This window comes from Streptomyces roseirectus (assembly GCF_014489635.1).
Lineage (GTDB): Bacteria > Actinomycetota > Actinomycetes > Streptomycetales > Streptomycetaceae > Streptomyces > Streptomyces roseirectus.
Genome location: NZ_CP060828.1, coordinates 6,235,736 through 6,256,417, shown reverse-complemented (window position 1 = coordinate 6,256,417; position 20,682 = coordinate 6,235,736). Strand labels below are relative to the sequence as shown.

Annotated in this window: 19 protein-coding genes and 1 tRNA gene; 4 read left to right on the top strand and 16 right to left on the bottom strand. The window is 72.8% G+C overall.

Going from position 1 to position 20,682, the window contains the following annotated elements; all coding sequences use genetic code 11:
* Nucleotides 1-14 precede the first annotated feature (14 nt).
* Entirely contained in the window at nt 15-428 is a 414-nt protein-coding gene (locus tag IAG44_RS26765) for a globin (protein WP_187749625.1), read from the top strand.
* 35 nt (nt 429-463) lie between these two features.
* Here IAG44_RS26765 and IAG44_RS26760 read toward each other — a convergent pair whose 3' ends face one another.
* The 8 genes from IAG44_RS26760 to IAG44_RS26725 form a co-directional block, all read right to left on the bottom strand.
* The gene (locus IAG44_RS26760; RefSeq protein ID WP_187749624.1) at nt 464-1,135 is read right to left on the bottom strand and encodes a DUF8185 domain-containing protein; all 672 of its coding nucleotides are present in this window, start codon (nt 1,133-1,135) and stop codon (nt 464-466) included.
* A complete protein-coding gene (locus tag IAG44_RS26755; protein ID WP_187749623.1) occupies nt 1,132-1,542 on the bottom strand; it encodes an acyl-CoA thioesterase in 411 nt (136 codons plus the stop codon). The genes IAG44_RS26760 and IAG44_RS26755 overlap by 4 nt, the downstream gene beginning before the upstream one ends.
* 2 nt (nt 1,543-1,544) lie before the next feature.
* Nucleotides 1,545-3,209 carry an energy-dependent translational throttle protein EttA gene (ettA, locus tag IAG44_RS26750; RefSeq protein WP_187749622.1) on the bottom strand — a complete coding sequence of 555 codons (1,665 nt, stop codon included), beginning with the start codon at nt 3,207-3,209 and terminating at the stop codon, nt 1,545-1,547.
* Between the two features lie 82 nt (nt 3,210-3,291).
* Entirely contained in the window at nt 3,292-3,789 is a 498-nt protein-coding gene (locus IAG44_RS26745; RefSeq protein WP_187749621.1) for a hypothetical protein, read from the bottom strand.
* A gap of 711 nt (nt 3,790-4,500) precedes the next feature.
* Nucleotides 4,501-5,910: a Cys-Gln thioester bond-forming surface protein gene (locus tag IAG44_RS26740; RefSeq protein WP_246562119.1), complete on the bottom strand. Its 1,410-nt coding sequence runs from the start codon at nt 5,908-5,910 to the stop codon at nt 4,501-4,503.
* 312 nt (nt 5,911-6,222) lie between these two features.
* Nucleotides 6,223-6,657 carry a single-stranded DNA-binding protein gene (locus IAG44_RS26735; protein ID WP_187749620.1) on the bottom strand — a complete coding sequence of 145 codons (435 nt, stop codon included), beginning with the start codon at nt 6,655-6,657 and terminating at the stop codon, nt 6,223-6,225.
* A gap of 358 nt (nt 6,658-7,015) precedes the next feature.
* On the bottom strand, nt 7,016-8,911 hold the full coding sequence (locus tag IAG44_RS26730; protein ID WP_187749619.1) for a GTPase: 1,896 nt from the start codon (nt 8,909-8,911) through the stop codon (nt 7,016-7,018).
* A 3-nt stretch (nt 8,912-8,914) separates the two neighbouring features.
* Complete coding sequence (locus IAG44_RS26725) at nt 8,915-10,513, bottom strand: dynamin family protein (protein ID WP_187749618.1); 1,599 nt, start codon at nt 10,511-10,513, stop codon at nt 8,915-8,917.
* 315 nt (nt 10,514-10,828) lie between these two features.
* On the opposite strand from IAG44_RS26725, the gene IAG44_RS26720 reads away from it, so the two are divergent.
* The 3 genes from IAG44_RS26720 to IAG44_RS26710 all read left to right on the top strand — a co-directional run bounded on the left by IAG44_RS26720 (nt 10,829) and on the right by IAG44_RS26710 (nt 13,038).
* Nucleotides 10,829-10,901, top strand: a tRNA-Arg gene (locus IAG44_RS26720).
* 332 nt (nt 10,902-11,233) lie between these two features.
* On the top strand, nt 11,234-11,866 hold the full coding sequence (locus IAG44_RS26715; RefSeq protein WP_187749617.1) for a GOLPH3/VPS74 family protein: 633 nt from the start codon (nt 11,234-11,236) through the stop codon (nt 11,864-11,866).
* A gap of 212 nt (nt 11,867-12,078) precedes the next feature.
* A complete protein-coding gene (locus IAG44_RS26710) occupies nt 12,079-13,038 on the top strand; it encodes a helix-turn-helix domain-containing protein (RefSeq protein WP_187749616.1) in 960 nt (319 codons plus the stop codon).
* Here IAG44_RS26710 and IAG44_RS26705 read toward each other — a convergent pair.
* The 8 genes from IAG44_RS26705 to IAG44_RS26670 form a co-directional block, all read right to left on the bottom strand.
* The gene (locus tag IAG44_RS26705) at nt 13,031-14,080 is read right to left on the bottom strand and encodes a glycosyltransferase (RefSeq protein ID WP_246562117.1); all 1,050 of its coding nucleotides are present in this window, start codon (nt 14,078-14,080) and stop codon (nt 13,031-13,033) included. The genes IAG44_RS26710 and IAG44_RS26705 overlap by 8 nt on opposite strands.
* Nucleotides 14,077-16,800 (bottom strand): class III lanthionine synthetase LanKC, encoded by a 2,724-nt coding sequence (lanKC, locus tag IAG44_RS26700; protein WP_187749615.1) that lies wholly within the window; start codon nt 16,798-16,800, stop codon nt 14,077-14,079. The genes IAG44_RS26705 and lanKC overlap by 4 nt, the downstream gene beginning before the upstream one ends.
* A gap of 32 nt (nt 16,801-16,832) precedes the next feature.
* Nucleotides 16,833-18,494: a daptide biosynthesis intramembrane metalloprotease gene (mpaP, locus tag IAG44_RS26695; RefSeq protein WP_246562115.1), complete on the bottom strand. Its 1,662-nt coding sequence runs from the start codon at nt 18,492-18,494 to the stop codon at nt 16,833-16,835.
* On the bottom strand, nt 18,491-19,231 hold the full coding sequence (locus IAG44_RS26690; protein ID WP_187749614.1) for an ABC transporter permease: 741 nt from the start codon (nt 19,229-19,231) through the stop codon (nt 18,491-18,493). The genes mpaP and IAG44_RS26690 overlap by 4 nt, the downstream gene beginning before the upstream one ends.
* On the bottom strand, nt 19,224-19,952 hold the full coding sequence (locus tag IAG44_RS26685) for an ABC transporter ATP-binding protein (protein WP_187749613.1): 729 nt from the start codon (nt 19,950-19,952) through the stop codon (nt 19,224-19,226). Before IAG44_RS26685 ends, IAG44_RS26690 begins: the two co-directional genes overlap by 8 nt.
* Nucleotides 19,949-20,152, bottom strand: coding sequence for a hypothetical protein (locus IAG44_RS26680; protein WP_187749612.1), 204 nt, complete (start codon nt 20,150-20,152; stop codon nt 19,949-19,951). Before IAG44_RS26680 ends, IAG44_RS26685 begins: the two co-directional genes overlap by 4 nt.
* A gap of 115 nt (nt 20,153-20,267) precedes the next feature.
* Nucleotides 20,268-20,441: a hypothetical protein gene (locus tag IAG44_RS26675; RefSeq protein ID WP_187749611.1), complete on the bottom strand. Its 174-nt coding sequence runs from the start codon at nt 20,439-20,441 to the stop codon at nt 20,268-20,270.
* Nucleotides 20,442-20,492: 51 nt separating this feature from the next.
* Complete coding sequence (locus IAG44_RS26670) at nt 20,493-20,678, bottom strand: daptide-type RiPP (protein WP_187749610.1); 186 nt, start codon at nt 20,676-20,678, stop codon at nt 20,493-20,495.
* Between the last annotated feature and the right edge of the window lie 4 nt (nt 20,679-20,682).

The window sequence follows — 20,682 nt, the reverse complement described above, 5'->3', positions numbered from 1 at the left end:
CCCGATCTGAGACCATGGGGTACGTGAATGAGATTCGGCGCGGCACACTCCAGCAGCAGACCTTCTACGAGCAGGTCGGCGGTGAGGAGACCTTCCGCCGCCTCGTCCACCGTTTCTACGAGGGCGTGGCCCAGGACCCCCTGCTGAAGCCGATGTACCCGGAGGAGGACCTGGGCCCGGCGGAGGAGCGGCTGACCCTGTTCCTGATCCAGTACTGGGGCGGCCCGACGACGTACAGCGACAACCGCGGCCACCCCCGCCTGCGCATGCGCCACGCCCCCTTCGCCGTCGACCGCGCGGCCCACGACGCGTGGCTGAAGCACATGCGGGACGCGGTCGACTCCCTGGACCTCTCCGAGGAGCACGAGGCGACGCTGTGGAAGTACCTGACGTACGCGGCGGCGTCGATGGTCAACACCCCCGACTAGAACGCCGCTTCACCGCGCACGTCCACCGCGCACTTTCACCGCACGCTGAGCCCGAAGTCCCCAAGTCCCGCGCGCCGTACGGCGATCGACCCGTACGCGGTCCGCAGCCGCAGCCACGCCCCGGAGGAGAAGAGACTCACCTCGGGCGTGGACGGCCGCAGGAACCCGAGCGCCTGGGCGGCGTGAACGGCCCGCAGCGGAAGGCCCGTTGAGCCCACGGCCCGCGACCAGATCTCCCGCCCGATCCGGTCCAGCTCGGCCCGGGTGCGCCGCTCGGCGCCCAACTCCTCGGTACGGCGCCGGAATTCGGCGACGACACCGGCGACGAGGGCCCGCAGCTCATCGGCGGACGGCAGCCCGCCCTCGGCCCGCCAGCCGCCCCTGGGCGGCAGAACTCCGGCCCAGGGAGGGCCGGTCACCGCGCCCGGCACGCCTGCCGTCGCCGCGTCCTCGTCCACCGTCTCCAGCAACTCCCCCGCCGAGACGGTGACATCGAGGCTCGCCTCGATGCCGTCCTCGTACGGCTTCGCGAGCCGGACGGCGCGTACCGCGAGGACTTCGAAGGAGGGGGGTCGGCCGAACACGGCGAGCGCGGTGCCGGCCGCCTGGAGACGGACGGCGGCGCCGCGGTCGTAGTGCAGCAGCCGGGAGAGGAAAGCGGCGAGGTCGGCCGCCTCCCCCTCGTCGGCGAGATGGAGCACCGTCATGCGGCGACGGCCCCCTGCGGGTCGTCCCGGTACTCCTCCAGGAACTCCCGTTCCTCCGCGGTGAGCCGGCGCGGCCGCTCCGCCTCGAAGTCGAACGGGACGATGACGGTGGCCGCCCGGACGTACACGACGTCCTCGTCCTTCACCTCGTAGGTGACGGTGAAGGAGGCGGCCCGTATCTCGGTGACCCACAGCTCGATGGTGACCGGCGAGTGCCGGTGGACCAACTGCCGTTTGTAGTCGATCTCGTGGCGGGCCACCACGGACCCCTGCTGGAAGTCCTTGTCCGGACGGAACAGGAAGTCGATACGCGCCTCCTCCAGGTAGCGGAGGAAGACCACGTTGTTGACGTGGCCGTACGCGTCCATGTCCGCCCAGCGCAGGGGGCAGTGGTAGATGTGCCGCAAGATCAGCCCCGGGTCAGCTTCTTGTAGGTGGCGCGGTGCGGGCGCGCGGCGTCCGCGCCGAGCCGCTCGATCTTGTTCTTCTCGTACGACTCGAAGTTGCCCTCGAACCAGAACCACTTGGACTCGCCCTCGTACGCGAGGATGTGCGTCGCGACGCGGTCGAGGAACCAGCGGTCGTGGGAGATGACCACGGCCGCGCCGGGGAATTCGAGGAGCGCGTTCTCCAGGGAGGACAGCGTCTCGACGTCGAGGTCGTTGGTCGGCTCGTCGAGGAGCAGCAGGTTGCCGCCCTGCTTGAGGGTGAGCGCGAGGTTGAGGCGGTTGCGCTCACCGCCGGACAGCACACCGGCGGCCTTCTGCTGGTCCGGGCCCTTGAAGCCGAACGCGGAGACGTACGCGCGCGACGGCATCTCGACCTGGCCGACGTTGATGTAGTCCAGCTCGTCGGAGACGACGGCCCACAGCGACTTCTTGGGGTCGATGTTCTCGCGGCTCTGGTCGACGTAGGAGATCTTGACGGTCTCGCCGACCTTGACCGAACCGGAGTCCGGGGTCTCCAGGCCCTGGATCATCTTGAACAGCGTCGTCTTGCCGGCGCCGTTCGGGCCGATGACGCCGACGATGCCGTTGCGCGGGAGCGTGAAGCTCAGGTCGTCGATGAGGACCTTGTCGCCGAACGCCTTCGAGAGGTTGTTGACCTCGACGACGATGTTGCCCAGGCGCGGGCCCGGCGGGATCTGGATCTCCTCGAAGTCCAGCTTGCGCATCTTGTCGGCCTCGGCCGCCATCTCCTCGTACCGAGCGAGACGGGCCTTGGACTTGGCCTGGCGGCCCTTGGCGTTGGAGCGGACCCACTCCAGCTCTTCCTTGAGCCGCTTCTGCCGCTTGGCGTCCTTCTGGCCCTCGACCTTGAGGCGGGTGGCCTTGGTCTCCAGGTACTTCGAGTAGTTGCCCTCGTAGCCGTGCAGGCGACCGCGGTCGACCTCGCAGATCCAGCCCGCGACGTTGTCGAGGAAGTACCGGTCGTGGGTGACGGCGACGATGGTGCCCTCGTACTTGGCGAGGTGCTGCTCCAGCCAGTTCACCGACTCGGCGTCGAGGTGGTTGGTGGGCTCGTCGAGGAGCAGCAGGTCGGGGGCCTCGAGCAGGAGCTTGCACAGCGCGACGCGGCGCTTCTCGCCACCGGACAGGTTCGTGACCTGCCAGTCGCCGGGCGGGCAGCCCAGCGCGTCCATCGCCTGCTCCAGCTGGGCGTCGAGGTCCCAGGCGTTCGCGTGGTCCAGCTCCTCCTGGAGCTTGCCCATCTCGTCGAGCAGCGCGTCGCTGTAGTCCGTCGCCATCAGTTCGGCGATCTCGTTGAAGCGGTCGAGCTTGCCCTTGATCTCGGCGACGCCCTCCTGGACGTTCTCCAGGACCGTCTTGTCCTCGCTCAGCGGCGGCTCCTGGAGCAGGATCCCGACCGTGTACCCCGGCGACAGGAACGCGTCCCCGTTCGACGGCTGGTCCAGACCCGCCATGATCTTCAGGATCGTCGACTTGCCCGCCCCGTTCGGCCCGACCACACCGATCTTCGCGCCGGGCAGGAAGTTCAGCGAAACGTCGTCAAGGATCACCTTGTCGCCGATGGCCTTGCGCGTCTTGCGCATGGTGTAGATGTACTCAGCCAAGAGAAACCGTCCGGCAGCGTGAATTGGGCAGTGGGCAGATACACCCCATCTTGCCGTACGTCCATCCCTGGGCGGAAACCTGTTAGCGGGGACCTCGGTGACCTGGCCCTTCAGCCCGCCGCCCGATCGACACCCAGGTCCGGCGCATCCCGGCCCGCAGGGCGGCGAGGGCGTCCTCGTAGCTCTCCCGGCCGGTGACGTAGGCCGGGTCGCCGGCCGCGACGCCCCCGGCCGCCAGGTCGCGGACGTCCCGCAGGGCCCGGAACGCGGTCTCGGAGGCCCGGACGACCTGGTCCGGAGCCGTGATCGACATCTGGTACCGGAGCCCGTAGCAGGCGGCGAACCCGCTCCGGGCCGCCTGCTCGCGCTCGGCCCGAGGGAGGTCCGGGGAGCGGGCCAGCCCCCGGAAGACGTTGCGGGCCTGGGAAAGCTGCTCCAGGTACTCGCCGTACAGCACCCGGCGCACCCCGGCCGACCGTTCGCTCCGCTCACGCCGCCACCGGGCCCTCTCAAGCAGCGCACCGGCCCCCGTGGCGATCACCGCCCCCACCACCGCACTCACCAGAGCCGCCCAGGGCATCTCCCGTCCCCCCTCCCGGTCTCCGCCCGCTCTCCCCACCCGTACCCCACACCGGCCCGTCTCAGCCCGCCCCCACCGCTTGCCCAACCGGCCTCGCCCGGCATTCCTGCCAACACCCGCCCTGGCCCTCCGGAGCCCTGCCCGCTCACCGAAACCACCGGACCCACCGGGACCGCCGGGCCCTCGGATCCGCCAAAACCACTGCCCGCACCGAGCCCACCAGCCCCGCCCACGCCCCGCACGGGCCCACCGGAGCCGTCGTCGCCCTCGCCCCGCACAACCACACTGGAACCGTCGTCGCTCCCGCCCCGCGTCCCAGCGCTCTGCCGGCTCCCAGCCTCCGGGGACCGCCGGTCCGCCTTGCCCTTCGTCTTCGCCCTGCGTCGAGCCGCGCGCTTCCGGCTCGACTCACCGATTCAGGGGCAGCCACGTTCTCGCCTGGGGCGCACCCGCGCTCGGCCCGCCTTCGAGTCGTCGGTATCCGCTGGTTCGGCCAACCCCGTCGGCTCGGGGCGCCACAGCTCGTCATCAACCTGGCCCCTGCCCGTCTCACCCGCGCGACCGGCCTGACGTCACCGCGCTCCCGGACCCGGCACCGCGGCCGGTGCGCCTCCGCCGGGAGGCACCGAGGCTTCCCCGGACGGCTCCTCGCCGGGAGGCGTCAAGCCCGTCGGCGGGAGCCGGTGTCGGGTCCCCTGCTCTCCCGTTCCCCTACTCCCCCGTCCCCTGGTTCTTGCGTGCTGTCAGGACCAGGGCCGTGCCGCCGATGAGGACGAGGCCGATGGCGGTGCCGGCGATGAGGGGGGTGGTGCTGTCGGTGCCGGTGTCGGCGAGGTTGGTGGGGGTGGCGGGGAGGACCGTGGCCGGGGTGGGGTCGCTGAAGGTCTGGGTCGTGAGGTTGGACGTCGTCCGGGACTGGGTCTTGCAGTCGAGGATGCCGGTGAAGCGGGGGGTGTTGCCCTGAGGTGTCGTGAGGGCGAAGTCGTAGGGCTGGTCCTCCTGGAGCGGCACGGTCACCGTCCGCGTCTCGCCCGCCCCGATCGTGTACTCCGCGGCGAGGAGGGTGAACGTGTACGGCTGGTCCCCCTTGTTCGTCGCGGTGATGTCGAGCCCGCCCTTGAGACAGTCCCGCGCGGCGGACAGCGCCGGCACCGCTCCGACGGCCCCCCAGCTGGCGACAGCCGTCGCGGACACGGTCGACTCGCTGGACCCGGCGAGGATCTGCGTCTGGCTGCGCCCCTCGGAGACGAACGCCCGCCCGACGGGCACGGTGGTCGACGCCTGGAGCGTCACCTGCGCCGACCCGGCCGGCGCGGCGGCCGGCACCTGGAAGTACAGCCGGCTGCCGTCCCCGGCCGAGGTCACCGGCGCCCCGTCCGCGTCGACCACCTTGACCCCGCTGATCGCGGCGTCCGGCGGCGGCGTGACGGAGACCGTCCCGGCGTCGGTGCGCACGGTCACCGGACCGAGGAGTTCCCCCGGCTTCCCGGACACCGCCGGGCTGTCGACGGTCAGCGACGCGGCCGGCTCGGCCGCGCCGCGGGCCGCCTTCTCCAGGTAGTCCGCGAGCTGCCGCGCCTGCGGGTCGACCGCGTCGACGTCCGCCCCGTCCGAGTACCGCCAGATCGCGACCTGCGTCCCGGCCGCCGCGTCCTGCTCGGTGAGCCCGCTCTTGATGCCGGCCGACTTCGCGAGCCACGCGAGGTCGTTGACCTGCGGGTAGGAGTGCTGGAGGATCCAGCCGATCCGCCCCGCCTGCTTGTTCGCGGCCAGCGAGGTCCCGCTCCACGGCGTCTCGTGGTACTTCGCGTCCTTCTGCGTGGGGGTGTAGACGTCGACGCAGTACGTCTGGAGCATGCCCCCGCCGTCGACGGACATCTCGAACAGGCCCGCCGGGATCTCCTGGTCGCCGCCCTCCTCGTGGAGCACCGCGCCGCCGTAGACCTTGAGCCCGCCTATGGTCGCGGTCGCCCCGCCCTGCCCCTGCGTGGCCGTGTCGGCGACGGCCGGAGCGGCGGCGGCGAGGATCCCGGCGGCGGCCAGCCCGGACACCAGGGTCACGGCGACGGCGCGGACCGCTCCTCGCGCTCGGGCGAACGGCACGGTGGTCGAAGAAAGCACTCAATTCCCCTTCGAGCGGGACCCGTTGACGTGGGGGACGGGGTCCCACCAGCAGAATCGGAAGCCACGAGGGCCATGTCGCGCATCCTAGAGAGGCCGGCGCGGCCCCTTTCCCCGTCGGATCATCGGGCAACCGATCCGAATCGGAATCGTTATCCCAAGATCCGTTCGGCCGCCCCGACGGCTGGGCTTATCGATAAATCAACCGCTGCTCAAGGCAGTTGATCCACTCATCAAGCGGCGTGATTCACCGATAAGCCCCAACCCGGCTTTTTCAGCCGCCTTTTGCCCTCACACCACGCTGACCTGGCCTCACGTCGCGCTCACCGGCTCCCGCTCCAGCGGCTGCGCCTCCCATTCGGGCTCAGGGCGCCCGCCCGCCGGCTCCGTCCTGAGCACCCGGACGAACGCCGAGGTGCCCCGCGCGAGGTCGTGCCCGATGGCCGCCGCGTCGATGTCGGCCGACATCCAGTTCTGCCCGTCGCGCAGGTCCGTCCGCACCTTCAGCCGGCCCTGCACGATCACCGGGTCCCCGACCGACAGCGACGCCGCCACGTTCACGGCGAGCTGCCGGTTCGCCCACACCGTGAAGAAGTTGGTGTGCCCGTCGACCCACTCGTTCTTCTCCCGGTCCCAGTACCGGGCGGTCGCCGCCATCCGAAACCGTGCCGAGGTGCCGGACGGCGACTCCCGGTAGACGGGCTGCGTCGCGACGTTCCCCACGGCGCACATCGTGACCTCGTTCATCGTTCGCCCCTCCCTCGCCCCGCCGTCCCCGGCCGGGCGGATCCCGCACGGGCCTCTCCCGTACGGCTGGCTGCGCCGGCCACGCCCTTCGTGATCGCCGCGAATCCAGACTGCCGCCCCGGCAAGTCCCTCGCCCGGCCCTGTGGACACCCCCCGGCCTGTGGAAAACCCCGTCACCCGATCGAGCGAACCCCTGTCACGCCGCCTGCGGTTCACCTGCGCGGATCACACAGAGCGACACCGCCGCACAACAAAAGCCGCACAGCAAAAGGTGGCGACACCGTCCCCGGCATCGCCACCCGGCACCCTCCTACCGACCCACCACCCCTCCTACCGGTCCGCCGTCACCCGGCACCCCCTACCGCCCCACCCCCACCACCCTCCCGTACTGCTCCCGGACCTCCCGGTACCGCAGCAGCTCCGCCGCCACCGGATCCAGCACCCGAGCCCTCCCGCACCCGGCGGCGGCCTCCCGCAGCCGGCGTTCCGCGTCCTGCCCGTACCTGCGCGCGGGCCCGCGCGCGGCGAGCCGGCAGCTCCACTCGACGAGGGGCCCGCCGACGATCCCGGCGACCATCAGCAGGACCGGCACCCCGAGGTTGGGCGCCATCGCGCCCGCGATCTGGGCGACGAGCCAGAGCCCGCCGACGATCTGGAGGACCGTCATGGACGCCTGCGCGAACACGGCGACGGGCCACCAGCCGGGCCGGGGCGGGCGTCCGGGCGGCAGCCCCGCGCGCGCGGCGAGGTCGTCGAGCGCTTCGGGCAGCCCCTGCGCCCCGCGCACGGCGGCCTCCCGCACGGCGAGCGCCCACGGCGCGGGCAGCCCCGCCGACGCCCGGTCGGCGACCGTGCGGACGGCTTGCTCGACGCGCTGGCGTGCGGTCGCCTCCTCGTCCATCTGCGCGCGCACGGGCAGCCGTCCGGTCGGGGGGTCGCGCCGGTCCTGGTACCAGCGCCACAGCCGCAGCCACGGCGTCCCGCACGCGCGGTTGGCGTTGCGCAGCCACGCGCGCTCGGCGGCGTCCCCGGCGGCGCTCGCGCCGACGGCGTCCGCGAGCCGGGCGGCGAACTCGTCGCGCGCCTCCTCGGTCAGCCCCGGCCTGCGCGCGGGCGCGTAGACGGGGCGCAGCCGGGCGGCGGCGGCGTCGACGTCGGCGGCGACCCGGCGGGCGGGGGCCTCGCGTTCGGCGAGGAACTGACCCAGCACCTCGCGCAGTTCGGGCACGCCGTCGCCGGTGAGCGCGGACAGGCCGAGGACGGTCGCGCCGGGTTCGCCGTACTCACCGAGGGCGATGCCGTCCTCGTCGAGGAGCCTGCGCAGGTCGTCGAGGACGAGTTCGGCGGCCTCGCCGGGGAGCCGGTCGGTCTGGTTGAGGACGACGAACATGACCTCGGCGTGGCCCGCCATGGGGCGCAGGTAGCGCTCGTGGATGACGGCGTCGGCGTACTTCTCGGGGTCGACGACCCAGATGACGGCGTCCACCAGGGCGAGGATCCGGTCGACCTGCTCGCGGTGCGGGAGGGCCGCCGAGTCGTGGTCCGGGAGGTCGACGAGGACCAGGCCGCTCAGCTGGGCCTCCGCCTCGGGGCTCTGCACGGGCCGTCTGCGCAGCCGTCCGGGGATGCCCAGGCGGTCGATCAGGCCGGCCGCGCCGTCGCTCCAGCTGCACGCGATGGGCGCGGCGGTGGTGGGGCGCCGCACGCCCGTCTCGGAGATCGTCACGCCGGCGAGGGCGTTGAAGAGCTGCGACTTGCCGCTGCCGGTGGCGCCGGCGATGGCGACGACGGTGTGCCGGCCGGAGAGCCTGCGGCGGGCCGCCGCCTCGTCCAGGACGCGGCCGGCCTCGGCGAGGGTCTTGCCGTCGAGGCGGGTGCGCGAGAGGCCGACGAGTTCCCGGAGGGCGTCCAGCCGGGATCTGAGGGGGCCGTCGTAGGCGAGGGGGGCGGGGGCGGAGCGGGGTTCGGGGGCGGGGGGTTCGGTGTCGGGGGCGTTGACCCGGCGGGCGATGAGTCCGTCGTCCCAGGAGACGCCGTCGGGGTCGGGGGGGTTGCCGGGGTCGGCGGGAGTTTGGGGGGACTCACTCGTGTGGGGGACGTTTTCGCCGTCCCTAGGGAACGCGTCCGCAGGGAGCACGTTTTCGGGGGGTGTGTTCCGGGGGGCGGTGTCGGGTTCCGCGCCGGGGCCGGCGTCCGCGGGGGCGTCGTCCGTGGGGCCCTGTTCGTGTTCCTGGTGGTCCGTGACGGCGGTCATCCGTCACCTCTCCTTCTGCAGTACGGACAGCGCGGCGATCAGTTCGGCCTGCGGTTCGGCGTGGACGTCGAGTCCGTCGAGGGGGGCGAGGCGGCGCTCGCGTTCGGTGGTCATGACGCGGTCGAGGTGGGCGCTGAGGAGCCGTCCGCCGCGGTCGCGCAGGCGCAGGGCGCCGTGGGCGCCGAGGCGTTCGGCCAGGCCCTCGCCTGCGGAGCGGGCGCGGCGTCCGCCCAGGAGGGCGGTGGCGACGAGCGCGGCGACCGCCTCGGGGTCGGGTGCGGAGCCGCGGTCGAGGTCGCGGACCTCGTCCTCCGCGTACTCCTCCAGTTCGCGCCGCCAGCGCCGGACGGCCAGGCCGATGCGGTGTTCGGCGCTCTCCAGGTCGGGGTCGCGGTCGTCGAGGTGCCCGGCGGCGGGTTCGCGGCGCCAGGCGTCGTCGACGCGTTCGTCGGCGGCGGTGACGGCGCACAGCAGGAGGGCCGCCAGGGACTCCACGAGGGCGTCCAGGAGCTCTCCGGGGGCGCAGTCGAGGGGGAAGGCCCGCCAGCGCTTGAGCGCGTCTCCCGCGAGCACCACGCCGCTCTGCAGCCGCCCGCGTACGCGCGCGTACTCGCTGTCGTACGCGTGGTCGACGGCGGCGGTCAGCCGCAGGGCGGCGGCGTACTGGGCGGCGGCGGCGCCGGCCAGCTCGGGCATGCGGGACTTGAGGGAGTCGAGGACGCCGTGGGCGGTGCGGGCCATCGCGCGGTGGCGGGCGCCGGGGTCCTGGGCGTGGTGGACGAGCCAGGTGCGCAGCGGGGCGACGGCGGTGGCGGGGAGCAGCCCGCCGCCCCAGGCGGACTCGGGGAGTTCGGGGACCGTGAAGCGCGGGACGTCGCCGAGGCCGGCCTTGGCGAGGAGGGCGCCGTACTGGCGGGAGACCTCGGAGACGACCTGGTGGGGGACGCGGTCCAGGACGGTCACCAGGGTCGCGTCGTACTCCTTGGCGGTGCGCAGGAGGTGCCAGGGGACGGCGTCGGCGTAGCGGGCGGCGGTGGTGACCATGATCCACACGTCGGCGGCGCAGATGAGCTGGGCGGCGAGGGTGCGGTTGTCGGCGACGAGGGAGTCGATGTCGGGGGCGTCGAGGAGGGCGAGGCCGGCGGGCAGGGTCTCGGAGGTCTCGACGCGCAGGACGCGGCCGTCCTCGCCAGGGGTCAGGAGGTCGTCGGCGGATTCCTGGTGGGGCACCCACGCGCGCGTGAGGCCGGGCAGGACGCGCATGCCGCTGAACCAGTGATGGTCCTCCGGGTGGCACACCAGCACGGGTGTGCGTGTGGTCGGCCGCAGCACGCCGGCCTCGCTGACGCGGTGCCCGACCAGGGAGTTGACGAGGGTGGACTTGCCGGCGCCGGTGGAGCCGCCGACGACCGCGAGGAGCGGTGCCTCGGGGTTTCTCAGGCGGGGTACCAGGTAGTCGTCGAGCTGGGCGAGGAGTTCGTCGCGGTTGGCACGCGCGCGTGGGGCCCCCGGCAGGGGGAGCGGGAAGCGTGCGGCGGCGACACGGTCGCGCAGCGCGGAGAGTGCGTCGAGCAGTTGAGGCCGTACGTCCAAGGTCACCACATGCGAAGAATGCCCAATTTTAGGGGATTTCTGAAGCATATAACGACGTCTGCGCGCCGACTGGACACAAGGGACGGAAGGGGTGAGCGGGACAAGGGGGCACCCCAGGCATAACGAGTGCACAACACCCGCGCCCCAGGACGCCAAAAGCGGTGCACGATTCGCACTTGCCTGCGATTATCAGGACCGCTTCACCGAACCTCCACATCGAGCCACGGAGGCGAAGCAACCAGGACAAGGAACCGGGAGCCCTATCCTTGTCCCCGGCAACGTGCCCGACGACCCTCCCGGTCCCGACACACCGCCACCCACCCGGCCCCCGTAGCTCAGTGGATAGAGCAGGCGCCTTCTAAGCGCTTGGCCGCAGGTTCGAGTCCTGCCGGGGGCGCCCTCACCCTCTCCCTGCGGAAACGCGTGAGGGGGTTCTTTGTTGCCCGGACGCACATCGCGATCAGCCGCGGCAGGAGCGATCTCCTTCGCCGTCAGCCCGGTCGGCAGCGGCACATCCGATTTCAGCGAACCGTCCAGCACGTCGGGTTCAACGCCTCCTTCCGCATGCTCGCCACGCCCCGCGCCTGCCGCGACACCTCCTGAATGGCCGTGCCGAAACAGACAATGGGGGTATGAGGGGAGGGTTGTGGGGATTCGGTGGGGAGGGTGGGTCACCGGAACCTTCGATTCCCGTTTCGCGTCTTTCCTGGGAGAGATAAGGGGGATCCCATGATTGAGGGCCTGACGGTCGGTGAGCGGATTGTGCTGCTCGCGTTGGACGAGGAGAGCGGCGAGCTGAGGGAGGCTCCGCTGCGGGTGGCGTTGGCGGCTTCGGCTGCGGTGTTGGTGGAGTTGAGGCTCGCCGGGGAGCTGGTGGAGCGGGACGGGTCGTTCGTCGTCGTCGGGGTGCCGGCAGAGACGGCGGGCGCGGTGGTGGCGGAGCGGGTGCGGAGCCACGCCGGGGAGACGGCCCGGGAAGTGCTGCTCGGGGTGCGCGAGGAGGTGCTCGACGCGGTCTATCGGGAGCTGTCGGGGAAGGGGCTCGTGCGGGAGGAGGGGCGGCGGGTGCTCGGGGCGTTCGGGTCGGTGCGGCACCCGGTCACGGGGACGGCGGAACTCGCGGCGCTGCGGGAGGAGTTGGCGGACGTCGTCGTCGGAGGGCAGGAGCCCGGCGAGCGGACGGCGGCGCTGGTCGCCGTGCTGCATCACGCGGGCCTGCGGTCGCTGCTGCCCGGCGGGGCGGAGGCCGAGGCGAGGGTCGCCGCGATCGCCGAGGGGCAGACGACGGCCGCCGCGCTCGGGGATACGATTCGCGCCACCGTCGCCGCGCTCACCGCGGTCATCGCCGCGTCCGCCCTGTAGGCGGCGGCGCCCCGGATCTTCCCGGTTTTCCCCGTCCCGGCAGGCCAGAAGCCTGTCGGGACGGGTCGCTCTACGCACTTCTTACCGCGTCCGAGATTGACAGCCCCATACACCGATGTTCGAATACGGCCATGGGGGAAATGACCTTGACCACATTGGGTCTTTCAGATTTTGACCAATCCGTGTATAAGGCCCTGCTGCGAGATAGCGAATTGGGCATATCCGGCCTGTGCGTCGTTTTTGACCAAGACGACGACGGCATCCGGGCAGCCCTGCGAAGACTCGCCGAGCAGGGCATGGTGCACCTGGACGACCACGGCGAACCGACCGTTCTCAGCCCCGACGACAGCGTCGGGCGACTCCTCGACGAACGGCTCAGGAAACTCGTCGCGGAGCAACAGGAAGTGCTGTCGTTCGGTTATTCACTGATCCGGCAGTCACTTCTCCGGCGTCCGCCCGGACACATTCGAGCCGACGACAAAGACGACAAAGACGTCTGTGAACGGGCCGAGGAACTTTCGCTCCACGCCCGCCGCGAAGTGCTGACGATGCAGCCGGACCGGCTCCTCACACCGCAGGCGATCCTCGCCACCCGCCGCGTCGGCGTGGCCTGCCTGCGCCGCGGGGTGACCGTGAAGGCCCTGATCCACAGACGGGCCCTGGAGGACGAGGCCACGGCCACGCTCTTCACCGACCTGATCCGGCACGGCGCACAGGTCCGGCTGCTGGACGGCGAGTTCAAGCGGGTGCTGATCGCCGACCGCGCGACCGCCCTCGTCCGGTCGTCCGAACGGGACACGCCGCAGAACAACACACCATCGAGCACACCGCCGAGCACCGCACCTACCTCACCGAACACACCCGCCCCACCCAGCCCCGTACTCGTGGAGCAGGGCGCCCTCGTCGGCACCCTCCTCTCCTTCTTCGAGCGCTGCTGGTCCCAGGCCCTCGACGCCGCGCCCCTGCTCCTCTCGGAGCACGACCCCCTGGACGCCCTGCACCTGAAGGTTCTCCAGGCCATGGCCCGCGCCGACAAGGACGAGGTCGGCGCCCGCGAACTCGGCATCTCCGTACGCACCTACCGGGGCCGGGTGGCGGAACTCCTGAGGCACCTCCAGGCCGCGACCCGCTTCCAGGCGGCCCTACGAGCCAAGGAACTTGGCCTTATCTGACCGACACACCCGCCTCCGCCAGCTCCCGCACCAACCCCACCACCCTCGGCTGAACGACCGGCACCAGCCGGGCGGCCCGATGGGCGTGCTCGGTGCGGGAGCACAGGAGGTTACGGGCGACGGCGTACCGCCCCCGCTCGGGCACGAGGACAAGCTCCTCGAAGAGCTTCACCTCGCCGGAGACGACCCGTTCGATCTCCGTGTCGAGGTCCCCGTCCCAGTCGAGGGGCCGCACCAGCTCCCCGGAGTCGGACATCCGCCGGTACCAGTCCCGCATGTCCGCGAGGACGGCCGCGCGGAACGCGTCGTCGTAACGGCCGGAGCGGAGTTCGCCCAGCAGCGCGTGGGCGGCGCGCGCGTCGTCGAGGACGGCCAGGGGCAGCCGGTGGGGGCGCGGCATCCGGTTCCTGCGGGTGCCGCCGTCCATCAGGAGGTCCGCGGTCGGGGCGACGGCCGTGCGGAACGTGTGGCCCGCGTCGGCGATCCGCAGCCACAGGTCCCAGTCCTCCAGGCCCGCCCCGCCGCGCCAGCCGCCGACGGCCTCCACGACACCCCGGCGGTGGCCCACCCGTGACGGCTCGAACATCGGCCCCAGCACCTGGAGTTCGGGGTGCCAGAAGGCCGAGAGGGGCGCGAACTCGACGGCCTGCGCGCCGTCCGCGTCGTGGTAGGTACAGCCCGTCGCCGCGAGGTCCGCGTCCGCCCGGAGCAGGCCGAGCAGGACGCGGAGGTGGTCGGGGCGCCAGACGTCGTCGTGGTCCAGGTAGGCGATGAACTCGCCGCGCGCGAGGGCGAGTCCGGCGTTGCGGGGGCCGCTGGGGTGGCCGCTGCGCGCGACGCGGTGGAGACGGACGCGGGGGTCCTCGCGGGCGGCCCGGCGCACCCAGTCGTCGGTGTCGTCGTCGCTGCCGTCCGAGACGACGAGGAGTTCCCAGTCCTGGTGGGTCTGGGCGCGGACGGAGTCGATGGTGGCGGTGATCTCGCGGGACCTGTTGTAGGCCGGGCAGATCACGGAGACGCCGCTCACAGAAGCGTGCTTCACAGGAACGCCAGCTCCCCCGCGGCCGCGTGCCCCGCGAGCAGGACTCCCGCCGCCCCGGTCGCGAGGTCCGTCGTCAGGCGGACGTTCTCCAGGCCGAGGAACGCGGGCCGGCCCTCGTGGACGACCTGGTAGAGGCCGGCCGTCGTGGCGAGGCGGGCGAGTTCGGCGGCGTGGGCCGGGCCCGCCAGGCGGGTCGCCGTCAGGAGCACGCCGGCGAAGCCGTGGAAGAGCCCGCCGGTGTGGGGGACGCAGTCCAGGGCCGTCCGCAGGACGGTGTCGCAGGCCAGCGCGAAGCCCGGTTCGGGACGCCGGTCCAGGTACTCCCTGAGGACCAGGGCCGTGCCGCCGCTGCCCGCCGCGAAGGTGGGGCGCGTGCCGACGGCGCCGTCCGCCCAGCCGTCGTCCGTCCAGCCGAGGGCGCGCAGGTCGGCGTCGAGCAGGTCGCGGGCCGTGTCGAGCAGGGCGGTGTCGGGGGTGCGGGCGTGCAGGCGCAGCAGGAGCAGGGCCCAGCCGGATCTGCCGCGCAGCAGACCGGCCTCGCCCCGGCGGGTCGGGCTGGACGCGTTCTCGGTCAGCCGTTCCGCGAGGAGCGTGGCCTGCTTCAGGGCGTCGTCGTCGCCGGTGGCGCCGGCCATGTGCAGGTGGGCGAGGCCCAGCCCGGCGCGGCCGTCCAGCAGGGTGTCGTTCCCGGGGTCCACCGCCGACGCCGCCTTCAGCAGCTCCGCCGCCGCGTCCGTCCGGCCGAGGTTCTGGAGGACGCACGCGACACCCGACGTGCCGGTGTAGAGCCCCGGCGACGGGTCGGTGACCCGGCGCGCGGACTCCTCCAGCCAGTCGACGTGCGCCGCCGGGATCTCCGTCCCCGTCTCCCCGAGCGCCCACAGCACCCCGGCGGCCCCGTACGCGAGACACGTCCCGCCCTCCCGCAGGATGAACTGAGCCGTGTCCCCGGGGAAGAGCCGGTCCTCACGGTGGGGCGTGGCCGTGGCGAGGATGCCTCGGCCGACGGCGACGGGGTCGGGGGCGGAGAGGCTGCTGCGGCGGACGGTGACGGCGGGGCCGGAGTCCGCGAGAACCCGCCGGCCGACGGGGCCGGGGTCCGGGGTGCGCGGCTCGCCGGAGGCGAGAGCCACACCAACGCCCCCGCTCACGGCACCCGCCTCGCCGGCACCCTCGTCCACGGCACCCGACCCCGGCACGGACGCAGAAGCACCCACCCCACCCGGCACGAGCCCCCCGCCAACAGCAGCCGACTCGCCAGCACCCTCGCCCACAGCACCCGACTCACCGACCCCCCGGCTCCCGCCGACCCCCTCCAGCCCGGCCTCGGCCCCCGCCCCCAGATCCGCCCGAACCCGCGCCCCATAATCCCCCGGCACCGGATACCGCTCCTCCACCAACCCGATCAACTGGTCCAACTTCCCCTCGTCCCACGTCAGAAGATTCGTCAGCGGCGTGAAGAGGGCGAGCCGCAGGCAGCCGAGGGCGTACCGGTCGATGGCGGGCCCCCGATGCGTGGGCGGCGCGGCGAAACCGGGCGCCGCATGGATCTGCCGAGCGGAGGGATCCGTGGAGGCCGTCTCCAGATCGATGAACGCGATCGTGTCGTCCGGCCGGACCATGACGTTCCCGGGGTGGAGGTCACCGAAGACGACCCCGCGTTCGTGCATGGCCCGCACCCCCTGCTCGATCTGGTCGAGCACGGAGACCGCCCACCGGGTGTACGCGGCGGTCCGCGCCGGATCGGCGCCCGGCGAGGCCGGGTTGTCCCGGGTGGTGCGGACGGCCAGGGTCTCGCCCGCGACGAACTCCCGGACGAGGAAGTGGTGTTCGTACCCGACGCGGGCCTCGACGAGTTCCGGCACCCAGGGCAGCCCGGCGAGCCGGCGCAGACAGTCCCGCTCCCGCAGGAGCCGTGCGACCGCGTCCTCCCCGTGGGTGTCGACCCCGGCGAAGGGCCGGGCCTCGCGCAGCAGGACCGGCGTCCCGGTGCGCAGGTCGGTCGCGCGGTAGACGCCGCCGCCGTTGGAGAAGTGGAGGGCCTGTTCGGCGCGGTAGGGGAAGTCGTCCAGGGTGCCCGCGCCGCGCGCCTCGACGGCCTCGGTCAGGCAGGCGGGGATGCTCACCCACTCCGGCGGCCGGAACGACGGCCCGCGCACGTCGGGCACGAGCCGGCCCTCGGGGTCCTCGACGCAGGGCACCGTCTCCCCCTTCGCGGACTTCATCGTGCGCGCGACGAACCCGCCGTAGCGCACGTAGAGCGGGCCGGACCGCCAGCGCAGGTCGCTGAGGATGTAGGGGCCCTGCTCGCCGTCGAGGAGGTCGCCCAGCTCTTCCAGCGCGAGGGCGAGGCGGGTCTCGTCCTCGGGGTAGACGGTGATGAACTTGCCGCTGGCCCCCCGGTCGCCGTACTTGCCGTTGCGGCGCTGAAGGACCTGCTGGCCGCGGATGAACTTGAACGCCATGCGCTGGTCGACCAGCCACCGCGCGGCTCGGGCGAGGACGCGGGAGGCGTTCTCCGCCGTCGCCGACACGTGGATCTTCCAGCCCTGGAGCGGCAGTCGGTACCCGTGCGGGGTGAGCATGGTCCACTCGGGCCCGGTGTGGGACGTCCAGTCGTCCGGTGTCTCGGCACGGAAGTCGTCGTCATCGCCCTCGGCGACGCGGTCGAAGAAGGGTGTGCCCGGCGCCAGGAACAGCACACGCCGATAAGCGTCCATGACAGGTTCAACCGCCTTCAGGAGATACGGGGTCAGCGCCAGAACGGCGCCAGGTACTTGAGGTAGAGCCAGTCGCCCAGCCGGCGTTCGCCCGCGTCCACCACGGCCTGCCCGGTGGTGCCCGGCGCGGCCCCGGTGCCGTCGAGGACGATCCCGGTGGCGGGCACCCGCACCGCGTCGAGGCCCTTGACGGGGGCGAGGGCGGAGAGCGGGGCCGTCAGTCCGACGGGTCCGGCGGAGCCGACCGTCGCCGTGCCCAGTTCCTTCTGGAGCACGACACCGCCGCTCAGCAGCCGCACCCGGGCGCCAGCCGCGACGGCGTCGAGGTCGGTGGTGCCGGTCGCCACGAACACCGTCCGCCCCCGCTCGGCGACGAAGCCGCCGGTGACGGAGTACGGCACGGAGATCCCCCACAGGGCACCCGCGACGGCCACGGCCCCCACGGCGGAGACGGCGGCCCGCCGCACCCGGGACGCCCCGGCGTCGCGCGCCTCCGCGCCCAGCCTGCGGGCACCGGCGTACACGCGCAGCGACAGGTACCCGAGCGCGACGGAGACGACGACGGCCCCCACCAGCCCGGTGCTTTCGAGGACCGAGCCCCACAGCGTGAAGGCCATGCTGACGACGTACAGCGGGAACAGCATGCAGGCGAGCCCGAACAGCGGCGCCCACTCCACGCCGGGCAGCGCGCGTTCGTAGCGCCCGCCGAACAGCAGCCGGGCGACGAGCCGCCGGGCGTCCGTCATGGACCGGTCGCGCAGGTGGGAGATGTCGAGGTGGCTCATGAGCGCGAGGTAGCCGTCGAGCTTGACGAACGGGACGGCGTTGAAGAACCCGGAGACGTAGTTGGTCACCGTGAGCAGCAGGAGGAAGTCCCGCAGCCCGGGGCTGCCGCCGGTGGCCGCGACGACGAGCGAGCCGACGCCGGCGAGCCCGGCGAGGAGGGTCTGGGTGGCGATCCCGGCGAGCGCGACGCGGACCCGCTGGCGGTTCTTCGGCAGCCGCCAGCCGTCGGACACGTCGCAGAAGAACGCGGGCGTCAGGTAGAAGAACATGAAGCCCATCCGGCTGGGCCGGCCGCCGTAGTGGCTCAGCACCAGGCCGTGCGCGAACTCGTGCAGCATGGTGCCGCAGTACGTGACGACCAGCAGCGCGAGCAGCGCGGGCGCGGAGACCGGCTCGGCCAGCGCCCCCCAGGCCGCCGGTGCCTGCACGGCGAGGCTCAGCACGCCGAGCGCGGCGAGGACGGCGGCCGTGACCGCCCAGCCCCGGTGCGCGAGGCGGGCGGTCAGCGGGCGGAACCGGTTCAGCATCCGCTCGGGGCGGACCAGGGTGAACTGGACGGTGAGCGGCGGCACGAAGGTGACGCGGCGGTCCCGGCGCGCCGGGCGCCCCGCGTCCTCCAGGAGTTCGGTGCGCTGGGCGCGCAGCAGGCCCTCGGCCACCAGCTCGGCCGTCCAGGGCGCGCCGAGTTCCCGCGCCAGCTCCCCGGGGTCGCGGGTGCCGTCGGTGAGGCTGAGGAGCCTCGCCATGCCGGCGGTCACCCGCAGGTAGCGCCGCTCGCCGGACTGGACGAGCCAGGGGGCGCCGTCCTCGGCGGGCTCGTGGACGCGGACGTCCGCCGCGAGGCGCGGGCGCTGCGGGAGCGGCGCCGGCGGCTGGTCGGCCGCCGGCCGGGTCAGGGTCGGTCTCACGGCAGGTCCCGGCGCAGGAACAGCGCCCGCGCGGCGACGGTGCCGGCGGCGAGCCACGCGGCGAGGACCAGCAGGGCCCACGGGATCGGCAGCAGGTGCTCGTTGCCGCCCCGGTAGACGGAGGCCATCGCCTCGTCGATGGTGAACCTCCCGACGGCCGGGACCAGCCGCAGCAGCCCCTCGCCGACCAGCCAGGTGCTGATCAGCAGGACGAGGATCGCGGCGACCTGCTGCCGGATCAGCAGCCCGAGCAGCGCGCCCCACAGGGCGCCCGTCACGACGACGAGCATCACCCCGAGCAGCGTCCACGTGGTCGTCATGGTCCACTCGGGCCGCTGCTCGCGCCCGGCCATGAACAGCCACGGGCTGACGGCGGCCAGGGCGCCGGCGACCAGCGCGAACGCCGCGCCGCAGCAGGCGGCGGCGGTCAGCTTGGCCGCGACCAGCCGGCCCCGGCCGCCGCTGAGCAGGACGGAGCGGCTGATGGCGCCGTTGCCGAACTCGCGGGTCACGGCGAGCATCGCGACGACGGCGGCGGCGAGTTCGACCATGAACCAGCCCTGGACCAGGGTGGAGGTGATCTCGCGCGTGCTGTCGGGCCGCGGGGTCTTGGCCAGCTCCTGCTGGAGCATCCCGGCGTCGGCCATCACGCACATCAGCAGGGCGGCGGCGGACACGGCCCACCAGGCGCGCCCGGTCCAGATCTTGCGCCACTCGGCCACGATGAGGTCACGCATGGGCGTTCTCCTTCGCGGCGGGGCCCACCAGGTCGAAGAAGCGGCTCTCCAGGCTGACGGCGCCGCCCTGGGTCAGCTCGGCGGCCGTGCCGCTGTAGCGCAGGGTCTTCTGGAGGATGACGATGTCGTCGGCCATCTGCTCGACCTCCGCGAGGATGTGGCTGGAGACCAGCACGGTGCGGCCCTCGTCGGCGAGGGCGCGCAGGAGTTCACGCAGCCAGCGGATGCCGTCGGGGTCGAGGCCGTTGGCGGGTTCGTCGAGGACGAGGAGTTCGGGGTCGGCGAGCAGCGCGGTCGCCAGGGCGTGCCGCTGCCGCATGCCCTGCGAGTAGTCGCCCAGCTTGCGGTGGGCGTCCCCGGCGAGGCCGACCTGTTCGAGGACGTCGTCCACCCGGGTGCGGGGCAGGCCGAGGGTCTTCGCCCAGATCCGCAGGTCGGCGCGGCCCGAGCCGGCGCCGGTGGGGCCGATGCCGTCGATGCTGACGCCCACCCGGTGCGCGGCGCGGGGCAGGCGCGCGTAGGGGTGGCCGAAGAGGGTGGCGCTGCCCGAGGTCGGGCGCGCGAGGCCGAGCAGCATCCGCAGGGTGGTCGTCTTCCCGGCCCCGTTGCGCCCGAGGAGGCCCACGACCCGGCCCGCCCTGACCGAGAAGGTGACGTCCTCGACGGCGGTGTGGTCGCCGTAGCGCTTGGTGAGTCCCGTGATCTCGACGGCGTCGCTCACACCTCGGCCCTCCCCCTGGCCCGCAGGTACAGGCCGGCGCAGACGACGAGCGCGAGTTCCACCCCGAGGCAGATGAGCAGCCCTCTGGTGCGGGCCGGGCCCTGGGTGAGGGCGTAGACGACGCCGGGGGCGGCCACGGAGACGACGAGCCCGAAGGTCACGAGGAACCAGACGAGGCCGCGAGAAGATGCTTGAGGCATCGGGTATCTCTCCTCTGCGGCCCGGGGCCGCACGTATATTCATCGGTGCGGCCCTGTTCCGGATGCCAATGGCCGGCATCCGGAACAGGGCGTTTGCCGTTGATCACCGGACCGGTCAGGTCGCGATGACCGAGGTGACGGCGATGGTGCTGTAGGCGGTGCTGACGCCGGCCGAGATGGCGGCGCTGGCGAGGAAGCTGTCCCACCAGTCGGGCGCCTCCATGCCCTCAAGCTCCTCCATGGCCAGCTCCTGCATGGCCAGCTCCAGAGCGGGGTTGGTCTCCTTCATTTCTTTCACCTCCTTCGGGGTTCGTCTCGGGTGTCCGCCGCGGTGAGCGGATCAGGTGGCCAGGGTGACGATGGAGACGTACGAGATGACGCCTCCCGCGCTCAGGCCGCCGACGGCGCTGAGCGCCGCGCTCCAGCTGAAGTCCGGGGCGTCGAGCGCCTCCAGCTCCTGCATGTCCAGCTGCTGGTCCAGCTCCTGGAGAGCCAGCTCCAGCGGTGCGCTGGTGGTGGTCTGCATGGTG

Coding starts and splice junctions, on each gene's coding strand:
- IAG44_RS26765 (WP_187749625.1), top strand. CDS start 15: ATGGGGTACGTGAATGAGATTCGGCGCGGCACACTCCAGCAGCAGACC.
- IAG44_RS26760 (WP_187749624.1), bottom strand. CDS start 1,135: ATGACGGTGCTCCATCTCGCCGACGAGGGGGAGGCGGCCGACCTCGCC.
- IAG44_RS26745 (WP_187749621.1), bottom strand. CDS start 3,789: ATGCCCTGGGCGGCTCTGGTGAGTGCGGTGGTGGGGGCGGTGATCGCC.
- IAG44_RS26735 (WP_187749620.1), bottom strand. CDS start 6,657: ATGAACGAGGTCACGATGTGCGCCGTGGGGAACGTCGCGACGCAGCCC.
- IAG44_RS26730 (WP_187749619.1), bottom strand. CDS start 8,911: ATGACCGCCGTCACGGACCACCAGGAACACGAACAGGGCCCCACGGAC.
- IAG44_RS26715 (WP_187749617.1), top strand. CDS start 11,234: ATGATTGAGGGCCTGACGGTCGGTGAGCGGATTGTGCTGCTCGCGTTG.
- lanKC (WP_187749615.1), bottom strand. CDS start 16,800: ATGGACGCTTATCGGCGTGTGCTGTTCCTGGCGCCGGGCACACCCTTC.
- IAG44_RS26690 (WP_187749614.1), bottom strand. CDS start 19,231: ATGCGTGACCTCATCGTGGCCGAGTGGCGCAAGATCTGGACCGGGCGC.
- IAG44_RS26680 (WP_187749612.1), bottom strand. CDS start 20,152: ATGCCTCAAGCATCTTCTCGCGGCCTCGTCTGGTTCCTCGTGACCTTC.
- IAG44_RS26675 (WP_187749611.1), bottom strand. CDS start 20,441: ATGAAGGAGACCAACCCCGCTCTGGAGCTGGCCATGCAGGAGCTGGCC.
- IAG44_RS26670 (WP_187749610.1), bottom strand. CDS start 20,678: ATGCAGACCACCACCAGCGCACCGCTGGAGCTGGCTCTCCAGGAGCTG.